The sequence below is a fragment of the Actinomyces sp. oral taxon 180 str. F0310 genome (assembly GCF_000185285.1).
Taxonomy (GTDB): domain Bacteria; phylum Actinomycetota; class Actinomycetes; order Actinomycetales; family Actinomycetaceae; genus Pauljensenia.
In genome coordinates this window covers 1,065,015-1,084,567 of sequence record NZ_GL622194.1, presented here as the reverse complement: position 1 = coordinate 1,084,567, position 19,553 = coordinate 1,065,015, and the positions used below count along the sequence as shown (strand labels likewise).

The 19,553-nt window shown below is 66.4% G+C and carries 15 protein-coding genes; 13 read left to right on the top strand and 2 right to left on the bottom strand.

Annotated elements, in window-relative coordinates; all coding sequences use genetic code 11:
* Positions 1–46: 46 nt before the first annotated feature.
* The 13 genes from HMPREF9006_RS04670 to HMPREF9006_RS04610 all read left to right on the top strand — a co-directional run bounded on the left by HMPREF9006_RS04670 (position 47) and on the right by HMPREF9006_RS04610 (position 17,530).
* Positions 47–1,111, top strand: coding sequence for an ABC transporter substrate-binding protein (locus HMPREF9006_RS04670; RefSeq protein WP_009212409.1), 1,065 nt, complete (start codon positions 47–49; stop codon positions 1,109–1,111).
* A gap of 184 nt (positions 1,112–1,295) precedes the next feature.
* Complete coding sequence (locus HMPREF9006_RS04665; RefSeq protein ID WP_009212408.1) at positions 1,296–3,059, top strand: L-fucose isomerase; 1,764 nt, start codon at positions 1,296–1,298, stop codon at positions 3,057–3,059.
* A gap of 163 nt (positions 3,060–3,222) precedes the next feature.
* The gene (locus HMPREF9006_RS04660) at positions 3,223–4,632 is read left to right on the top strand and encodes a rhamnulokinase (protein ID WP_009212407.1); all 1,410 of its coding nucleotides are present in this window, start codon (positions 3,223–3,225) and stop codon (positions 4,630–4,632) included.
* Positions 4,607–5,602 carry a LacI family DNA-binding transcriptional regulator gene (locus HMPREF9006_RS04655; RefSeq protein ID WP_009212406.1) on the top strand — a complete coding sequence of 332 codons (996 nt, stop codon included), beginning with the start codon at positions 4,607–4,609 and terminating at the stop codon, positions 5,600–5,602. Before HMPREF9006_RS04660 ends, HMPREF9006_RS04655 begins: the two co-directional genes overlap by 26 nt.
* A gap of 12 nt (positions 5,603–5,614) precedes the next feature.
* On the top strand, positions 5,615–6,046 hold the full coding sequence (locus HMPREF9006_RS04650; protein WP_009212405.1) for an RbsD/FucU family protein: 432 nt from the start codon (positions 5,615–5,617) through the stop codon (positions 6,044–6,046).
* A 330-nt stretch (positions 6,047–6,376) separates the two neighbouring features.
* A complete protein-coding gene (locus HMPREF9006_RS04645; protein WP_009212404.1) occupies positions 6,377–7,126 on the top strand; it encodes a DeoR/GlpR family DNA-binding transcription regulator in 750 nt (249 codons plus the stop codon).
* A 10-nt stretch (positions 7,127–7,136) separates the two neighbouring features.
* Positions 7,137–8,486: a dihydrolipoamide acetyltransferase family protein gene (locus HMPREF9006_RS04640; RefSeq protein ID WP_009212403.1), complete on the top strand. Its 1,350-nt coding sequence runs from the start codon at positions 7,137–7,139 to the stop codon at positions 8,484–8,486.
* Between the two features lie 15 nt (positions 8,487–8,501).
* On the top strand, positions 8,502–9,869 hold the full coding sequence (lpdA, locus tag HMPREF9006_RS04635) for a dihydrolipoyl dehydrogenase (protein WP_009212402.1): 1,368 nt from the start codon (positions 8,502–8,504) through the stop codon (positions 9,867–9,869).
* Between the two features lie 31 nt (positions 9,870–9,900).
* Positions 9,901–12,354, top strand: a complete 2,454-nt coding sequence (locus HMPREF9006_RS04630; RefSeq protein WP_009212401.1) for an alpha-ketoacid dehydrogenase subunit alpha/beta — start codon at positions 9,901–9,903, stop codon at positions 12,352–12,354.
* Positions 12,355–12,525: 171 nt separating this feature from the next.
* Positions 12,526–13,833: a PHP domain-containing protein gene (locus tag HMPREF9006_RS04625; protein ID WP_232209830.1), complete on the top strand. Its 1,308-nt coding sequence runs from the start codon at positions 12,526–12,528 to the stop codon at positions 13,831–13,833.
* A gap of 27 nt (positions 13,834–13,860) precedes the next feature.
* Positions 13,861–14,883: an SDR family NAD(P)-dependent oxidoreductase gene (locus tag HMPREF9006_RS04620; protein ID WP_009212399.1), complete on the top strand. Its 1,023-nt coding sequence runs from the start codon at positions 13,861–13,863 to the stop codon at positions 14,881–14,883.
* 102 nt (positions 14,884–14,985) lie between these two features.
* Positions 14,986–16,587 (top strand): alcohol dehydrogenase catalytic domain-containing protein, encoded by a 1,602-nt coding sequence (locus HMPREF9006_RS04615; RefSeq protein ID WP_009212398.1) that lies wholly within the window; start codon positions 14,986–14,988, stop codon positions 16,585–16,587.
* 115 nt (positions 16,588–16,702) lie between these two features.
* On the top strand, positions 16,703–17,530 hold the full coding sequence (locus HMPREF9006_RS04610) for a hypothetical protein (RefSeq protein ID WP_009212397.1): 828 nt from the start codon (positions 16,703–16,705) through the stop codon (positions 17,528–17,530).
* A gap of 93 nt (positions 17,531–17,623) precedes the next feature.
* Here the strand turns inward: HMPREF9006_RS04610 and HMPREF9006_RS04605 are convergent, their stop codons facing one another.
* The gene (locus HMPREF9006_RS04605; RefSeq protein ID WP_009212396.1) at positions 17,624–19,093 is read right to left on the bottom strand and encodes an alanine/glycine:cation symporter family protein; all 1,470 of its coding nucleotides are present in this window, start codon (positions 19,091–19,093) and stop codon (positions 17,624–17,626) included.
* A 256-nt stretch (positions 19,094–19,349) separates the two neighbouring features.
* The coding region (locus HMPREF9006_RS10825; protein ID WP_232209829.1) for a hypothetical protein at positions 19,350–19,553 on the bottom strand (204 nt) is incomplete at its 5' end.

Sequence of the window (19,553 nt, the reverse complement as noted above, 5' to 3'; positions counted from 1 at the left end):
TCACCAAGGGCGGGAATGACCCCGCCACCCCACGAAAGGAACACCAATGCGCCCCATCGGACGTATCGTCGCCGCCGCCGCCGTCGGCTCCATGGCCCTGGGCCTGGCTGCCTGCACGACGTCGACCGACTCGACCGCCACGAAGTCCGGCGACTCCAAGACCGGCCAGTCCTCGGGAGCCACGAAGGTTGACACCTCGGGCAACCAGCAGGATTGGGAGAAGGCCGCCGTGAAGGGAGACGGCACGAAGACCGTCTACCTGGTGTCCAAGGGCTTCCAGCACCGCTTCTGGCAGGCCGTGAAGGAAGGCGCCGAGCAGGCCGGTGACGAGCTGGGCTACAAGGTCAACTTCGTCGGCCCTCAGGACGAAACGAAGGTCACCGAGCAGACCGACCAGCTCAAGTCCGCGCTGGACTCCGGCCCGGCCGCCATCGGCTTTGCCGCCCTCGACTCCAAGGCCGCTGCGGACCTCCTCTCGGAGATCAACAGCAAGGGCATCCCGGTCGTCGCCTTCGACTCCGGTGTTGAGTCCGACATCCCCGTCACCACCGTCCAGACGGACAACAAGGCCGCCGCCGCCGAGGCCGCCAAGCACATGATCGAGCTGCTCAAGGGTAAGAAGGGCTCGGTCGGCATGGTATGCCACGACTCGACCTCCACCACGGGCAAGCAGCGCTGCGAGGGCTTCAAGGAGTACTTCAAGGCCAACGCCCCCGCGGACCTGAAGCTCCTCGACGAGCAGATCGCCGGTGAGGTTACCAAGGCAGCCGACACCTCGCTGTCCATCATCCAGGCCAACTCCGACATCGTCGGCATGTACGGCTCCAACGAGGCCGCGGCTTCGGGCATCGTCCAGGGTGTTGCTGAGTCCGGCAAGGACGTGACCGTCGTGGGCTTCGACTCCGGCAAGACCCAGATGGACGCCATCAAGTCCGGCACCGAGGCCGGCGCCGTCACCCAGTCGCCCGTCAAGATCGGCTACTACACGGTCAAGGCTGCCGTCGCCGCCCTCAACGGCGCTGAGCTGCCCAAGGTCATCGACTCGGGCTTCGCCTGGTACGACAAGTCCAACATCGACAACGCCGAGATCAAGGCGAACCTCTACGAGTGAGTGAGGCTCACGCGGGCACGAGGCCGGGGCTGACGACGACGTAGACGCCGGAGTCGGTGGCCCGACGCGGGTCCCGCCCAGTGGGGCGGGACCCGCGGACCCGGCGCCAACTAGTTCACAGGATCCGAGGGGGTGAGAACCCCCGCGCTATGACATCGACATCTTCAAGAGGGATGAAGGAACAATGACTGAACACCCCCGTATCGGAATCCGACCCACGATCGACGGGCGCCGCAAGGGCGTGCGCGAGGCGCTCGAAGAGCAGACCATGAACATGGCCAAGTCCGTCGCCGACCTCTTTACCTCCACGCTGCGCTACCCCGACGGCAGCCCCGTCGAGGTGGTCATCGCCGACACGACGATTGGCCGCGTCCACGAGGCGCAGGCCTGCGCCGCCAAGTTCCGCTCCAACAACGTGGGCCTGACCGTGACGGTGACCCCGTGCTGGTGCTACGGCACCGAAACCACCGACATGGATCCGGCGATGCCGCACGCCATCTGGGGCTTCAACGGCACCGAGCGTCCCGGAGCCGTCTACCTGGCCGCCGCACTCGCCGGTCACGCCCAGATCGGCATCCCCGCCTTCGGCATCTACGGGGAGCACGTGCAGGACGCGGATGACACCTCGATCCCCGAGGACGTGCGCACCCGCCTGCTGGACTACGCGACCGCCGGCCTGGCCGTCGCACAGATGAAGGGCGAGGCCTACCTGTCCATGGGCTCGGTGTCGATGGGCATCGCCGGCTCCGTCGTCAACCCCGATTTCTTCGGCGCCTACCTGGGCATGCGCAACGAGTACATCGACATGAGCGAGTTCACGCGCCGTATCGACGAGGGCATCTACGACCACGAGGAGTACGAACGGGCCTACAAGTGGATCCGTGAGAACTTCACGCAGGGCAAGGACTGGAACCCGCCGGAGTGGCAGTACCCCGACAAGCACGAGGACTGGTGGAAGTTCGTCACCAAGATGACGCTCATCGGCCGGGACCTCATGCACGGCAACCCGCGCCTGGCCGAGCTCGGCTTCGAGGAGGAGGCGGGTGGCCACGGCGCCATCGCCGCGGGCTTCCAGGGCCAGCGCCAGTGGACCGACCACTTCCCCAACGGCGACGTGCTCGAAACCATCCTGAACACGAACTTCGACTGGACCGGGATCCGCCAGCCCTCGGTGGTCGCCACGGAGAACGACTCCCTCAACGGCGCGTCCATGCTCTTCGGCTACCTGCTGACCAACACGCCGCAGATCTTCTCCGACGTGCGCACCTACTGGAGCCCGGAAGCCATTGAGAAGGCGACGGGCTGGAAGCCCGAGGGCTTGGCTGCAGCCGGCCTGCTCGACCTGCGCAACTCCGGTTCGACCACCCTCGACGGCGCCGGGAAGGCGCTGCGCGACGGCAAGCCCGTCATCAAGCCGTGGTACGAGCTGACGGAGGAGGACCGCGAGGCCACCCTCGAGGCCACGACCTTCCACCCGGCGTCGACCGGCTACTTCCGTGGCGGCGGCTTCTCCACCCACTTCCGCACCTCCGGCGGTATGCCCATGACCATGTGCCGCATCAACCTCGTGCGCGGCCTGGGCCCGGTCATGCAGATCGCCGAGGGCTACTCCGTGGAGCTGCCCGACGAGGTCGCCTTCACCATCGAAGAGCGCACCAACATCGAGTGGCCCACGACCTGGTTCGTCCCCAACCTCACGGGCGAGGGCGCGTTCAAGAGCGTCTACGACGTGATGAATAACTGGGGCGCGAACCACGGTGCCATCAGCTACGGCCACATCGGCGGCCAGCTGATCACGCTGGCGTCCATGCTGCGCATTCCGGTGAACATGCACAACGTGCCCGAGGAGCGGGTGTTCCGTCCCAAGGCGTGGTCGCTGTTCGGCACCGAGTCCCCGGAGGGCGCAGACTTCCGCGCCTGCCAGACCTTCGGACCGATGTACCGCTGAGATAGTTCCCGTTCGGGCTCGGGTGTCCTCTCTCCCCGAGCCCGAACGGGTCACCCGGCTCCGATCGATACCGGGCCGCGGCCCCGGCCTCGTCGATGAGGAAAGCCGCGTTCCACCCAACGATGGGTGACGCCGAGCGAGGGCGCACCACAGGAGACCTTCAATGACCACCGTACTTGCTGTTGACCTCGGATCCGCGTCCGGGCGAGTCCTCGCCGGAACGCTTCACGACGGACGCCTGGTCGTCACCGACATTCACCGCTTCAAGCACCAGGCCCAGCGCCGCGAGGATGGGACCCTCACCTGGGACGTGGCGACGATGGAGGCCGAAACGATCGTCGGCCTGAAGAAGGCCCTTGAGCGCTTCCCCGACGCCCGCACGGTGTCGATCGACACGTGGGGAGTTGATTGGGCGCCTCTCGATGAGGACGGAAGCCTGATCGGCGACGTGGTTGCCTACCGCGACGAGCGCACATCCCGGACGCTGGACAACTTCCGCAGCCGCATCGCCGACCGGGAGTTTTTTGACCTGACGGGCAACCAACCTGCCACCATCAACACGGCGAACCAGCTCTTTGCCTTCCTGCAGGAGAACCCGAGCGACGCCCGGCGCGTGCGCACCGCCTTGTTCCTGCCCGACTACTTCGCGTACCGACTCACCGGCGTCGTGGGATGGTCTCGCACGATCGCCTCCACGTCGGGCCTACTGACCCCGGGCGGCGCGGGCTTCAACGACGAGGTGTTCGCACGTCTGGGCATTCCGCGCGACTGGTTCGGCACGCTAGACGCGGACCGCACGGTCGTTGGCCCCTGCACCGTTGCCGGCCTCGAAACCCTCAGCGTCGTGCGAGGGGGCGCCCACGACTCGGCGTGCGCCGTGCACGGCCTGCCCATCGAGGAGGGTAAGCGCGCCTACTTCCTCTCGTGCGGATCCTGGTCGGTCCTCGGTGCCATCGAGGACGAACCCCTCATGAGCGACGCGGCCTTCGAACTCGGTATCACGAACGAGGGTCGCACCGACGGGGGAGTGCGCCCGCTGTTCAACATCACGGGCATGTGGATCCTCCAGGAGATCCAACGCCAGTGGGAGCGCGAAGGAACGCCCACGGACACGGACGAGCTGGTCGCCCAGGCCCGCGCCCTCCCGCCCGCCCCGGGCACCTTTGACCCGGACGAAGAGGCCTTCGCGACCCCCGGGGACATGCAGCGCAAGATCGATGAGGCGCTGGCGGCGCAGGGGGCGAGCCGTCCCGACTCGATGGCGGGATACGTGCGCGTCATCATCGAATCCTTCGCCCGCCGCTACGCGCGCGCGATCGGTGAGCTGACCCAGGCCACGGGGAGGGCTCCCGACCAGCTCAACCTCGTGGGGGGCGGAGCGCGCAACCGGCTATTGTGCGATCTGACGGCCCAGATCGCGGGAGTTACCGTCGTGCGCGGCCCCATCGAGGCCTCGACCTTCGGCTCTCTCCTCGCCCAACTCGAAACAATCGGCGCCTTGGCCGCCAACGAGCGCGCATCCGTCATCGCAGCAAGCGCACAGACCCATGTCCACACCCCGTCCCGCGATTAAGAAGGTCTCGCTCGCCGACATCGCGCGGCGCGCGGGGGTGTCCACCAACACCGTCTCGCGCGTCGTGCGCGGAGACCCCGAGGTGTCGGAGAAGACTCGCGCCCGCATCGCCAAGCTCGTCGACGAACTCGGCTACGTTCCCAACTACGCGGCGCGGGCGCTGGCGGCCAAGCGCACCAACGTGTTGCAGGTCGTGTTGGCGGCCCCGATGTTCCACGGGCACGGGCGTGTTCTCCTCTCGATCCTCAACGCCTCATCCCAGGCCGGGTATCACGTCTCCCTGTCCTACGCCTACGGGCCGGACGGCCAGCTCAGGAGCGACTTTGCCCCCTTCGACGTTGACGGGGTCATCATCCTGGGCGGGCAGGATCCCACGATAGACGTCGCCATTGAGGCCGGCGGGCGCTTTCCGACCGTTCTCGTGCTGACGAGCGAAAAGGGCCTCGATGGTATTTCGACGGTCGCGGTCGACAACGTGCGCGGGGCGCGCCTGGCAACCGAGCACCTCCTCGCCCAGGGGCTGACGGACGTCGTCCATATCGCCGGTCCGCTCGGATGGTCCGACGCGCAGATGCGCAGGCTCGGCTACGAGCAGGCGTGCGAGAGCTACGGGGTCACCCCGGCGGTCCTGCAGCCCGACTCGTGGGACTCGCGCGACGGCTACGACGTGATGCGCGCCGCCGGCCGTCTGCCCCAGGGGATCCAGACCGCCAACGATCAGCTCGCGCTGGGGGCCATGCGCTACATCTATGAGCGTGGGGGAGTGGTCCCTCGGGATGTGCGTGTCGTCGGCTTCGATGACATCGACGGCGCCGACTCCTACGCGCCGCCGCTCACGACGATCCACCAGCCCTTCGACAGGCTGGGGCGCACGGCGGTTCGCCTCGTGCGATCGCTCATGGGCGGTGGCCCCTCCCAGGACATCGTCATCGATCCCGAGCTGGTCATCCGGGCCAGCTCCCACCTATAGAAAGGCACGTTCATGCTCTACGGTCCCATGACTCACCCGCAGTTCCTGCGCGCCCTCGCCGCCGCCGGACACGGGTCGAAGATCCTGCTGGCGGACGCCAATTATCCTCACACGACGGGCGTATCGCAGCGCTGCGAGCTCGTGTCGCTGAACCTGGCTCCCGGCCTCCTGGATGTCCTCCAGGTCCTGGAGGTGCTCAAGCACACGATCCCGATCGAGCGAGCGGAGATCATGACCCCCGCCGCCGACGCCGAGCCGGTGGACATCCCCATTCACGGGGAGTTCCGCGAGGCGCTGCCGGGCGTGGAGTTTGGTGAACTCTCCCGCTTCGACTTCTATGACGCCGCGCGCGCCGAGGATGTGGGCATCATCGTGGCCACGGGAGAGCAGCGCCTGTATGGCAATCTGTTGCTCACGGTCGGGGTGCGTGCGCCGGGAGAGTAAAGCGTTCGTTGCGCGAGCTTCGGGGACTTTCCTCGCCGGTGACGAACACTTTCGTTTCATTTTCGTTTTGGCTGCGCTGGGAAGGTGGCAAACGCTCGAGCGAAGGTGGCGTGGGTGAGCGATCCGCACGGTCGCTCACCCGCGCATTTTCATGTCGATTGCAGGGAATGTGGCGCTCGCGCGCGTCGTGGCCCGCGTGTGTGTGCGCACACTATTGCGGGAGGTTCCTCCCCTTGAGCGTGAGGTTGCATACTTTCGTTTTAGTGACTATTCTGTCCTTAACGAAAGGCAAAGCGACAGAGATGTTGCTCATCCGCAAATGAGGTGCCCATGGGACGTGCAGAGGAACGCACGAACTACATCCTGGATCGCCTCGCCCGCGAGGGTGAGGTGAGCGTCGCTCAGCTTGCCTCGGATCTGGGGGTTTCCCCCGTCACCGTTCGCGCGTCGCTCAAGACCCTGGACGAGCAGGGGTACCTCGTGCGCACCCACGGGGGAGCCCGCCCCACCACCTTCCGCAACATTCACCTGCGCCAAAGCGACCGCGTCGAACAGAAGGAGCGCATCGCGCGGGCCGCGGCCGACATGATTCACGACGACGACCGCATCATGATCGAGGCGGGGACGACGTGCGCGCTCATCGTCAAGTACCTGACCGGCAAGCGCGGGGTCCAGGTCCTGACCAACTCCGTCCTCGTCTTCGCCAACGCCCGCTCCAACCCCAGCCTCAACATCACGCTGACGGGCGGGCACTTCCGCGCCGAGTCCGAGTCCCTGGTGGGGCCGGTCGCCGAGCGCGCCATCAATGACTTCAACGCGCGCGTCGCGTTCCTTGGAACCGACGGCTTCAGCGTTGATCGCGGCCTGACCACCCAACTCGTGGAGGGTGGACAGGTCGGCTCCATCATGCGCACCCGCGCGCAAGAGACGTGGCTGCTTGCCGACTCCTCGAAGTACGGGGAAGCCGGCTTTGTCAGCTTCATGGGGATCGACCAGGTCACCGGAATCATCACCGACGATGAGATCCCCGAAGAATCCATCAAGGAATTGGCCGAGCGCACGAAGCTGCGCATCGTCTAGGAGGAAATACATGGCCACCATCGTGGTGATGCCCCAGCTGGGCAACTCTGTTGAGTCGTGCATCATCGTCGAGTGGATGATCGCCGAGGGCGACACCGTCGCCGTCGACCAGACCCTCGCGTCCATCGAGACCGACAAGTCGACGATGGAGGTGCCCTCGACCGCTGAGGGAACCGTCCTGAAGCTCCTGTGGGAGGAAGGCGACGAGGTCCCCGTCAAGGATCCCCTCATCATCGTCGGAGCGCCCGGAGAAGACATCTCGGGCCTCGTCCCCGGAGGCGAGGGTGCCAGCGAGTCGGTCGAGGCTGCCGCCGCTCCCGGGCAGGCCGCCGCTGCCCCCGAGCAGGCCGCCCCCGCCTTCGCGACCGAGCGCGCCACGGGAGCCGTCTCTCCGCGCGCCCGTGCCCTGGCCGCCAGTTCCGGCGTGGACGCCTCGGCCATCGCCGAGGGGTCGGGTCCCCACGGGCGAGTCATCGAACGCGACGTTGCCGCCGCGATCGCGGCCGGCCCCACCCTGACCTCCGCCGCGCGCGCCGCGGGAGTGAGCGCCACGGAAGGCACCGGCATCGGAGGGCGCGTCAGCGTCGCGGACGCAAACCGGGCCCCCGAGGCGAGCGCGCCCGCCGCCGTTCCCGCCCCCGCTCCGGCCGCCGACTTCCCCGGGGCCTCCACCTCCTCCCCGCTCAAGGGAGTGCGCAAGGTGGTCGCCAAGCGCATGATGGAGTCCCTGACCACGACGGCTCAGCTCACGCTCAACACGAGCGCGAACGCTGCGGGCATCCTCGCCCTGCGCAAGAAGGTCAAGAACGCCGACGAGGCCCTCGGCCTGAACAAGATCACCCTCAACGACCTCGTCTGCTTCGCCGTGTCGCGCACCCTGCCCAAGTACCCGGTCTTCAACGCACACCTCGAGGATGGTGTCCTCACCGAGTTCGAGCAGGTCCACCTCGGCTTTGCGTGCGACACCCCGCGCGGCCTCCTGGTTCCCGTCATCCGCTCGGCGCAGTCCCTGGGCCTCAAGGCCTTCTCCGACGAGGCCAAGCGCCTCGCGGGCGCCGCGATCGACGGCACCCTGTCGCCCGATTACCTGGGGGGTGGAACCTTCACGGTGTCCAATATCGGATCCTTCGGAATCGAGACCTTCACCCCCGTCATCAACCTTCCCCAGACGGCGATCCTCGGCGTCGGCGCGATCACCCCGCGCCCGGTCCTCGCCCCCGACGGCGCCGTTGGCGTCCAGCAGCGCCTCAACCTGTCGCTGACGATCGACCACCAGGTCATTGACGGCGCGGACGGAGCGCGCTTCCTGCGCGACCTTGTCGCCGCCATCGAGAACATCGACGTGACCGTCCTGGCCTGAGAAAGAGGAACACACATGAGCGAGACACATTTCGACGTCATCGTCCTGGGGGCCGGCCCCGGCGGCTACCTGGCCGCCGAGCGCCTCGGCCACGCGGGCAAGAAGGTCGCCTTGGTGGAGGAGCAGTACCTGGGAGGCACCTGCCTGAACGTGGGCTGCATTCCCACCAAGACCCTGCTCAACGGCGCGAAGAACTACCTGCACGCCAAGGAAGCCAGCCAGTTCGGCGTGGACGCCCAGGGCGTGGCCGTCAACTGGGCGCAGATGCAGGCCTGGAAGGACCAGGTCGTGCGCGGCCTCGTCGCGGGCGTGGCCGCCACCGAGCGCAAGGCGGGAGTCACCGTCATCAATGGTCGAGGCCACCTCGATGCCCCCGGTCGCGTCACCGTTGAGGGAACGACCTACACCTCGGACCACGTCATCATCGCCACCGGCTCGGTCCCGGCCATGCCGCCGCTGCCCGGCACGCAGGACAACCCGGCACTCGTGGATTCGACGGGCATCCTGTCCCTGCCTGAGGTGCCCGAGCGCCTGGCGATCATCGGCGGAGGCGTCATCGGCGTCGAGTTTGCCTCCCTGTACGCCACCCTCGGCTCGCAGGTGACCGTCATCGAGATGGCCCCCGAGATCCTTCCCTTCATGGACGACGACCTCGCCGCCAAGGCGCGCGCCGCCATGACGGACGTGACCTTCGAACTGGGCTGCCGCGTCGAGTCCCTCGACGGGGGTACCGTCCACTACTCCAAGGGCGAGGAAAAGAAGCGCGTCGAAGCCGACGTCGTCCTCATGGCGGTTGGCCGCCGTCCCGCCACTGCGGGCTGGGGGGCCGAGGAAGCCGGTCTCGAGATCAACCGCGGCATCGTCGTCGACGACACGATGCGCACGAACCTGCCCAACGTGTGGGCCATCGGCGACGTCACCGGACGCTCGCTCCTGGCACACGCCGCCTACCGCATGGCGGAGATCGCCTCGGCGAACATTCTTGACCCTGCCGCCAAGAAGCGCGGCGAGGTCATGCGTTGGCACACCGTCCCGTGGGCCGTGTTCTCGATCCCCGAGGCTGCCGGCGTCGGTCTGACCGAGTCCGCCGCCAAGCGCGAAGGCCGCGAGGTCCTCGTCGCCAAGGTTCCCGCCCTCATGTCCGGGCGCTTCATCGCCGAGAACGGCTTCAAGGCTCCGGGCGAAGCGAAGATCCTCGTGGACCCAGACACGCATCAGGTCCTCGGCATCCACGTCCTGGGCGCCTACGCCGCCGAGATGATCTGGGGAGCGCAGGCCGTCCTCGAGATGGAGCTCACCGTCGAGGACCTGCGCCAGGTTGTCTTCCCTCACCCCACGGTCTCCGAAGTGATCCGCGAGGCCGCCTGGGCCGTCACGCTCTAACGAACCCCTACGTCAAGGAAGAGTAGAAAAAATGACTAAGTCTCTCATCATCGACCCCTCCGAGGTGCGTCGCCCGGGGCACGTGAAGTTCCCCGACATCCCGGTCAACCAGTACCGCTTCGACCGCGACACCGAGATCGCCCGCTACGGCAAGGACGGGTTGGTCCAGATGCTCCACGACATGATCGTCGTGCGCACCTTCGAGTCGATGCTCGACTCCATCAAGAAGACCGGCGCCTGGGAGGGCGTTGAGTACAACCATCGCGGCCCCGCCCACCTGGGCATCGGCCAGGAGAGCGCCTACGTCGGCCAGAGCTTCGTGCTCAGCCCACAGGACTTCATCTTCGGCTCCCACCGCTCTCACGGTGAGATCCTCGCCAAGTGCTACTCGGCCATGCACCAGATGGACGATGGTCAGCTTGAGGACATCATGAAGGGCTTCCTGGGCGGTGAGACCCTGTCCTACGCGGAAAAGATCGGCTACTCGGACACGAAGGACCTGACGGAGAACTTCATCCTCTTCGGCGCGCTCGCTGAGATCTTCGCCCGCAAGTCGGGCTTCAACCGCGGCCTTGGCGGATCGATGCACACCTTCTTCCTGCCGTTCGGCTCCTACCCGAACAACGCGATCGTGGGCGGAAGCGCCCCCATCGCCAACGGTGCCGCGCTCTTCAAGCGCATCAACCGCAAGCCCGGCATCGTCATCTCCAACGTCGGTGACGCCGCGCTGGCGTGCGGCCCCGTGTGGGAGGCCCTCAACTTCGCCTCGATGGATCAGTTCCGCTCCCTGTGGCGCGAGGAGGACGGCGGCAACCCGCCGATCCTATTCAACTTCTTCAACAACTTCTACGGCATGGGCGGCCAGACCTTCGGCGAGACCATGGGCTACGAGATCCTCGCTCGCGTAGGTGCGGCCCTGAACCCCGAGGCCATGCACGCCGAGCGCGTTGACGGACTCAACCCGCTCGCCGTCGCGGACGCGACCACTCGCAAGAAGAAGATCCTGGAGGAGGGCCGCGGCCCCGTCCTCATGGACACCATCACCTACCGCTTCTCCGGCCACTCCCCGTCGGACGCCTCCTCGTACCGCACGAAGGAAGAGGTCGACCTGTGGGAGCAGGTGGACTGCATCAAGGAGTACTCCGACCTCCTCATCTCCAACGGCTTGACCACGCGCGACGACATCGACTCCTACACGTCCTCCCTGACCGACAAGCTGGTCAAGGTCCTCAAGCTCGCCATTGACGACGAGGCCACCCCGCGCGTTGCCGACGGCTACATCGACTCCGTCATGTTCTCCAACGAGAAGGTCGAGTCCTTCGACGACGCGACACCCGAGATCGACCTGGAGGACAACCCGCGCGTGAAGGCCCTGGCCAAGAAGGTGCGCACCAGCGTTGACGAGAACGGGAAGCCCGTCTCGAAGATGCGCATGTACCAGTTCCGTGACGGCCTGTTCGAGGCGATGCTGCACCGCTTCCAGATCGATCCGACGATGGCCGCATGGGGCGAGGAGAACCGCGACTGGGGTGGCGCGTTCGCCGTCTACCGCGGCCTGACGGAGGCCCTGCCCTACCGTCGCCTCTTCAACTCGCCGATCGCCGAGGCCTCCATTGTCGGCGCGGGCGTCGGCTACGCGATGGCCGGCGGGCGTGCGGTCGTTGAGCTCATGTACTGCGACTTCCTGGGCCGCGCGGGCGACGAGGTCTTCAACCAGATGGCCAAGTGGCAGTCGATGAGTGCCGGCCTGCTCAAGATGCCTCTCGTCCTGCGCGTGTCCGTGGGAGCCAAGTACGGCGCTCAGCACAGCCAGGACTGGAGCGCGCTCACCGCCCACATCCCCGGCCTCAAGGTCTACTTCCCGACCACGCCCACGGACGCCAAGGGCATGCTGAACCTCGCGCTGTCGGGCACCGACCCCGTCGTCTTCTTCGAGTCCCAGAAGCTCTACGACAAGGGCGAGGACTTCGAACCCGGCGGCGTCCCGGAGGGCTACTACGAGACCAAAGAGGGCGAGCCCGCCATCCGCCGCGAGGGCAGCGACATCACGATCGCGGCATACGGCGCCACCGTCTACAAGGCGCTCGAGGCGGCGGACGTGCTGGCCGAGAAGTACGGGCTGAGCGCCGAGGTCATCGACCTGCGCTTCGTCGCCCCGCTGAACTACGACAAGCTCATCGCTTCCGTGAAGAAGACCGGCCGCCTGCTCCTGACCTCGGACGCGGTCGAGCGCGGATCCTTCCTCAACACGGTGGCAGCGAACGTGCAAACCCTGGCCTTCGACGCGCTCGACGCGCCCATCGCCGTGGTTGGCTCGCGCAACGGCATCACGCCCGGACCCGAGCTTGAGTCGTTCTTCTTCCCGCAGGTCTCGTGGATCCTCGATGCCATCCACGAGCGCATCCTGCCGCTGCCCGGACACGTGCCCACCACGAAGCACGCGACCGAGGCTGAGATCGCGCGTCTGAACCGCGCCGGTCTGTAGGGCCTTGGGGGCGGGCCGTCCCCCTTTCCGGCCCGCCCCCGCTCCCGGCTCGCACTCCTGATGCGAGCCCGGCGAGGCCGGGGCAATCTCCTCCTCACCTGTGCCCCGGCCTCGCCCACAATCGTGAGACAAGAGCTTTTTTCTCCACCCAACGAAGAGATGGCGGAATCCATGGACATCACCAACGACCCGGCTTCCACCCCGGCCCAGCGCATCGAGGCGCTGCGCGCGGTGGTCGCGAACGAGCACTTCCCGAGCTGGGTGCCCGAGTCAAATAACCACATTCACACGTGCTTCTCCTTTAGCCCCTACACCCCCACGCACGCCGCCCTCCTGGCTCGACGCGCGGGACTGAGGGTCGTCGGCTCCGTCGATCACGATTCCATCGGCGCGGCGGCCGAGATGAGCGAGGCGACCCGCATTCTGGGCATGGGTTCCGTTACCGGCTTCGAGATCCGCGCTCGCTTCGGCGAGGGCACCGCGCTCGCCCAGCGCAAGCTCAACAACCCCGATTCCGTGGGCGTCGCCTACATGACCGTCCAGGGCGTGCCCGCTCCGGCACGTGAGAAGGTCGCGCAGTGGCTGGCCCCCAAGCGCGCCGCCCGCCTCGAGCGCACGCTGGCGATGGCCGAGCGCGCCAACAAGATCCTCACCGACCTGAGCCTGGAGCCCTTCGACCCGCAGGTCGACATGGTAGGCATCTCGCAGTACGCAAACGGCGGCGGTATCACCGAGCGTCACCTGCTGGCCGCCATGGCCTCGGCCCTCATCCGCGGTTTCGGCCGCGGCCCCGCCCTGGTCCAGGGCCTGGACTCCATGGGCGTCGAAATCCCCGAGTCCCTCGCGCGCGTCCTGGCCGACTCCGACAACCCGCACCTCATGTACGACCTGCTGGGAGTCCTCAAGGCCAACTACCTGGACCGCATCTACATTCAGCCCACCGACGAACTGCCGAGCGCGGCCGAGGTCGTGGCCTTCGCCGACTCCATCGGAGCGATCGCCACCTACGCCTACCTGGGCGACGTGTCAGCCTCGCCGACGGGAGATAAGAAGGCCGAGAAATTCGAGGACGACTTCCTCGATGAGCTCTTCGAGTACATGGAGTCCATCGGCCTGCGCGCCGTCACCTACATGCCCCCGCGCAACACCTCCGAGCAGCTGGAGCGCATCCACGCGCTCGCGGCCGCCCACGGCATGCTCGAGATCTCAGGCGTGGACATCAACCAGCCCCGACAGCGCTTCACCTGCGAGGAGCTGCGCCGCGAAGAGTTCGCGGACCTCAACGAGGCCACGTGGGCCCTCGTCGCGCACGAGGCCCTGTCCTGCGTGGATCCCTCCCTGCACCTGCTGGGCCGCACGGGTCGCCTGACCCCCGAGGCGCTCGCCCAGCGTATCAGCCAGTACGCGCCCCTGGGTCGCGCGATTGCCGACGGCGAGGACGCCGCCGCGGTTGCCGCCCGGGCCACATCGATTAACTGACGATCATCGTCGAGAAAGAGAGACATCATGAGTAACGCCCCCGAGGTACGCGGCCTCTTCCTGAAGGCCCTCGGCCGCCCGGTCATCGTGGCACCCAGCGACGCCGAGCCGACCGTCACCTTCGACGGCCCGCTCACCGAGGTGTGCCCCTGTTCCCTGAAGGAGACGGAGCTTCCCGTCGTCGTGCGCGCTGGTGAAGAGACCTTCGAGGTTCGCGCCACCGCCACCGGCGAGCGGGCCATCAACGGCCGCGTCGCCCTCGTGACGGGTGGCGCCCAGGGATTCGGCGCGGAGATCGCGCGCGGCCTGGTGGACGCCGGATGCTTTGTGTACGTCGCCGACCTGAACGGTGAGGGCGCCGCAGCCAAGGCGGCCGAGCTCGGCGGCGAAGGCGTCGCCCACCCGATCACCGTCAACGTCGCCGACGAGGAGTCCGTCGCCGCGATGGCCGCCGAGATCGAGCGCGTCACCGGCGGCCTCGACCTGGTGGTCTCCAACGCGGGCATCGTGCGCGCCGGCTCCGTCCTCGAGCAGGACGCGGCCGCGTTCCGCCTGTCCACGGACATCAACTACGTGGCCTTCTTCCTGGTCACGAAGCACCTGGGCCAGCTCCTGGCACGCCAGCACTCGACCGCCCCCGAGTGGCTGACCGACATCATCCAGATCAACTCCAAGTCCGGCCTGGTGGGCTCGAACAAGAACGCCGCCTACGCGGGTTCGAAGTTCGGCGGTATCGGCCTGGTCCAGTCCTTCGCCCTCGAGATGGTTGCTCACGGTGTGAAGGTCAACGCGATCTGCCCCGGCAACTTCTACGACGGGCCGCTGTGGTCCGACCCGGACCGTGGCCTCTTCGTTCAGTACTTGAACTCCGGCAAGGTCCCCGGCGCCAAGACGGTCGCCGACGTCAAGGAGTTCTACGAGGCGAAGGTCCCCATGCGTCGCGGCGCCCAGGGCATTGACGTCCTGCGCGCGATCTTCTACATCGTTGAGCAGGAATACGAGACCGGCCAGGCCGTGCCCGTCACGGGCGGCCAGGTGATGCTCTCCTGATCACTCGCGAGGCCGGGGACCGTCAGTGGTTTCCTCCCGGGCTCCCCGGCCTCGTCCCCAGTCATCCCACGTCCAGTAGTTTTCCCAGTCAAGGAGTCAGTCATGACCGAGATTCCCTCCACCCAGTACGCGATTCAGATCGTCGGCAAGGAGGAGTTCGTCGTTAACCCGGCGAAGCCCGTTGATCCCGTTGGCCCGACGCAGATCATGCTCGAGGTTGAGGCCTGCGGCATTTGCTTCTCTGATACGAAGCTGCTCCACCAGTTCGATGGCCACCCGCGCAAGTCCGACGTGGTGGCGGGCATTGACCTGGACGCCCTGAAGGACATTCCGTCCTACCACCCGAACCAGGAGGCTGTGACGCCGGGCCACGAGCCCGTCGTCCGCGTCGTGCAGGTCGGCGAGGAGGTCACGCACTTCAAGGTCGGCGATCGTCTGCTGGTCCAGGCGGACTGGAAGCACCTGCGCACCGCGAAGTCGAACGGCGCTTTCGGCTACAACTTCGACGGCGCCCTCGAGGAGTACGTCGTCGTCGACGAGCGCTGCGTCGTGTCTCCGGACGGCGAAGAGTTCCTGATCCACGTGTCGGAGGGCCCGTCGGCCGCCGCCGTGGGCCTCATCGAGCCGTGGGCGACAGTCGAGGGCTCCTACGCGTGGGCGGAGCGCGATCACGTTGCTGACGGTGGGCGTCTGCTGGTCGTGGGCGAGGGCGACATCGACGCGCTGACCGCCGAGCACAAGCCCGCCGAGGTCGTGCGTGTTGCCGCCGACGCCATCGAGGGGACGCTGGGTGAGTTCGACGACGTCGTGTTCTTCGGCGCGGACGCCGACGCCATCGAGAAGGCTGCTCTGCTCATCGGCACCCGCGGCACGATGTGTGTCGTCCTCGGCGGTGAGACCATTTCTCGCAAGGTGTCGCTGGACATCGGCCGCGTCCACTACGATTTCATCCGCTTCTGCGGCACGACCGGATCGGACCCGCGCGAGGGCTACGCCTGGATTCCCGCCAACGGCGATCTGCGCGAGAACGACCGTTGCGTCTTCGTCGGCGCCGCCGGCCCGATGGGCGTCATGCACACGATGCGCGCCGTCACCTCGGGTGTTCCCGGCGTCAGCGTGGTCGGCACAGACCTGTCGGACGAGCGTCTGGCCAACCTGACGAAGGTTGTCGGCCCGACCGCGCAGAAGAACGGCGTGCCGCTGGACATCGTCAACACGGCCTCGACGCCCCTGGAGTACGGCTACACCTACGCCACGTGCCTCGTGCCCGTTCCGGCGCTGGTCTCCCAGGCCGTCGACCTGCTGGCCGAGGGTGGCATCCTGAACGCCTTCGCGGGAATCCCGGCCGGCACCTTCGGCGACTTCGACCTGCAGGGCATCATCGAGCGCCGAATCTTCATGCTGGGCACCTCCGGCTCGGACGTCTCCGACATGCGCACGGTCCTGCGCAAGATCGAGGACGGCATCATCGACACCACGATCTCCCTGTGGGCGATCACCGGCATGGCGGGCTTCGGCGACGCCATCAACGCGGTGATGGACCGCACCTCGGGCGGCAAGATCATGGTCTTCCCGATGATGCACGACCTGGGCCTGACCCCCGTGTCCGAGCTCGCCGAGAAGCTGCCGACGGTCGCCGCGAAGCTCGACGCCGCCGGCCTGTGGACCAAGGAAGCCGAGGAGGCGCTGCTCGCCACCCGCTGAGCGTTCCGCCTCGCCCTTCGCCCCGGCCTCGTTTGACACTCGGACGAGGCCGGGGCCTTCGCGTTTCTGCGATAATGAAGGTGCAAGCGTTGCAGGGTAGAACGAGGAGGTTCCCATGACAATCGACGATCACGCCTCGCAGGAGCGCTACGTGGCGCTGTACGCCTGGCTGTGCGGGCAGATGTCCCCGCGCGCGCCGCACGCGGCGGACCTCTTTGAGCAGGACAGGGAGTGCCTCTACGACGCGTTCCTCTCCGTGCTCGTTGGTACGAGGCTGGGGTTCGCGGACTACGACGATAATCAAGCCCATCACGGGCTCTACGCCTTCGACTTTTTCGTCGGAGACCTCGAGGCGCCGTCTTGTCGTGCGGGAGTAGATGGAGCGAGGGGATCCGGAGTAGCAGGGGAGTCTGCCGCGGCAGCCGCCACCCCGGCGATGTGCCACGCCATCGTCGACACGTGGCTCGGGGACACGAGCGCACGTATCCCGTTCGTGGCCTCTGTGATCGCTTCCGTGGCCACCCTCGAGCTCGTCGCCGATGTGCGCGTCGACGAGTGCGTCTTTGAGTGTGACCTGCCGCCGGAGTATGCGCGCTGCACCGCGAACATGCCGTGGGAGGACGGGAGCCTGCCAATCGGCGCGCTGGATTTGTCCCTGGTTGCCCCTGGTCCACTCATCTACGTGGAGGCGGGCGCACGCTACGCGAGGCAGCCCCTGTCCTGCTCGGGCTTCGACGAGGCCTTGGCCTCGTGTGTGCAGATGGGGCTGGCCGTGGAGTCCTCCATGGCCTCCGGCGCCGGAGTGGCTGCCGCTCTGCGCGCCCCGCACGGGGGCCCTGAGATGCTCGGGTGGGCTGCCGACACAGTGGCTCGAGCCCTGTCGGCCTGCGGGCACACCGGGGGAGTGCAGATCCGAACGCGCTTCGCTCACGCGCCGGCGTAGCAACCGCCCGCCGCGCCGTCGCGCATAACGAAGCCCCGGCCTCGTCCGTTCATTCAGACGAGGCCGGGGCAAGTCTGCTGGGGGAGAGGCCCCTTACGCGTTGGTCTTCTCGGCGCCGACGGGGGCGTCGTCCTTCCAGAAGTCAAGCTCATCGGGGTTCAGACCGATCGAGGACGCCTTGAAGTGCGGCTCGAGGCCGGCCTTGCGCTGGGCGACATAATCGTTGGCACAGCGGATGGCCTGGTTGCCCAGAATGACGATGACGGGCAGGTTGATCAGAGCCATGAGCCCCATCAGGATGTCGCCAAGGTTCCACGCGACCTCGAACTTGAGGAGAGCGCCAGCGAAGACGAGTAGCGCAGCGACACTACGAAAGACGGTGAGCATCCAGTGCTTCATGTGTACGTTGCGCAGCAGGAAGCGGAAGTTGACCTCTGCGTAGTAGAAGTTACCAACCAGCGTCGTGAACGCGAAGAGGAAGAGCGCGACCGAGACGAAGACCTGCGCGACGCTCTGGCCGAGAACCGTTGCCATCGCGTCCTTCACGACGGGAGCGCCCGTGACGCCACCATCAGTTCCAACGCCCGAGGACAGGACGACGAATGCAGTGAGCGTACAGATGATCATGGTGTCGATGAAGACGGACAGCATCTGAACGAGGCCCTGCTTGGCCGGGTGCGACACGGAAGCGGAGGCGGCGGCGTTCGGAGCGGAACCGACACCGGCCTCGTTGGAGTACAGACCACGCTTGATCCCGTACATCATCGCCGAACCGGTGAAAGCGCCGAAGATCGCCGGGAAATCGAAAGCATTAGAGAAGATCGCAGAGAACATAGCCGGGATGTTCTGGTAGTTGAGCACGACCACGATCAGGCCGACGCCCAGGTAAATGATCGCCATCACCGGAACCAGGAAGCCCGTCACGTCGGTCAGGCGGCGCGTGCCACCGAAGATGGAGGCGGCCATGAGAACCGCGAGAATGGCACCGATGATCCAGGGAGTCCACTCGTTGGCCCAGCTATACCCGGTGAAGGCATCTGCGACGTTAAACGAAGCAAGAAGGTTAAAGCCACCCATGTAGGTGATGATCAAAACGACGGCAAACAGGGCAGCCAGCCAGTTCTGCTTCAGTGCCGTCTGAATGTAGTAGGCGGGGCCACCGTAGGAGTGCTGAGGTCCCTGCTTCTTGTAAATCTGCGCGAGAGTCGATTCGATGAAGGCGGAGGCGCCACCCAGCGTCGCAATGACCCACATCCAGAAAACGGCGCCGGCGCCGCCCAGTGTCACCGCGGTGGCAACGCCCGCAATGTTGCCGACGCCCACACGCGAGGCCGTGGAGACCATCAGAGCGCGGAACGAGGAAACCTCGCCTTCCTCGTGCGGAGGCTCGGTCACGACGCGGATCGCTTCCTTGAAGAGCCGCAGAGGCAGCGCGCGCGTGCGGACGAAGAAGTACAGGCCGACGCCAATGAGAAGGGCGACGAGCAGGTACGTGTACATGAAGCCCGAGATCGTATCCAGGGTGCCGGCGAGATCGAAGGCCGGACGCAGGGTTCCATTCATCGTTGTTCCTAGCGTTGATGGATGTTCGTGGACGCGGCGAGGCCGCGCTGATGGGACTGAGTATAGCGTCTCGGTCAACGGAGGGTAAAGACTTTGCTAAGAAATGTGATAGTTTCTGCCGTCGGTGCAGCTTGCGGGTGGCTGAGGCTGGGATCGTGACGAATAGGGAACCTCGATTGAGAGCGCTGGAGCACACTTTCGCTCAATCCATGTGGTCTGGGACATGAAATTGCGCGATTCTGGGCGGGGTTCGGTCTCAAACATCGTTCGATTCGGCTAAATTCTGCGGAAAAGTGTGTGAAGGGCTATTCGGTACGCACGATTTGACGATGTCGAGCAACCTGCGTATTATTTTTCCTGTTGCGCCGAACGGCAGCGAGCGAAGCGAGATGCTCAGATCGCGGAAACATGGCGCGAAACGCCTTTCGAAAGCATGCGGCACATCCGTGTGTGCTTGATC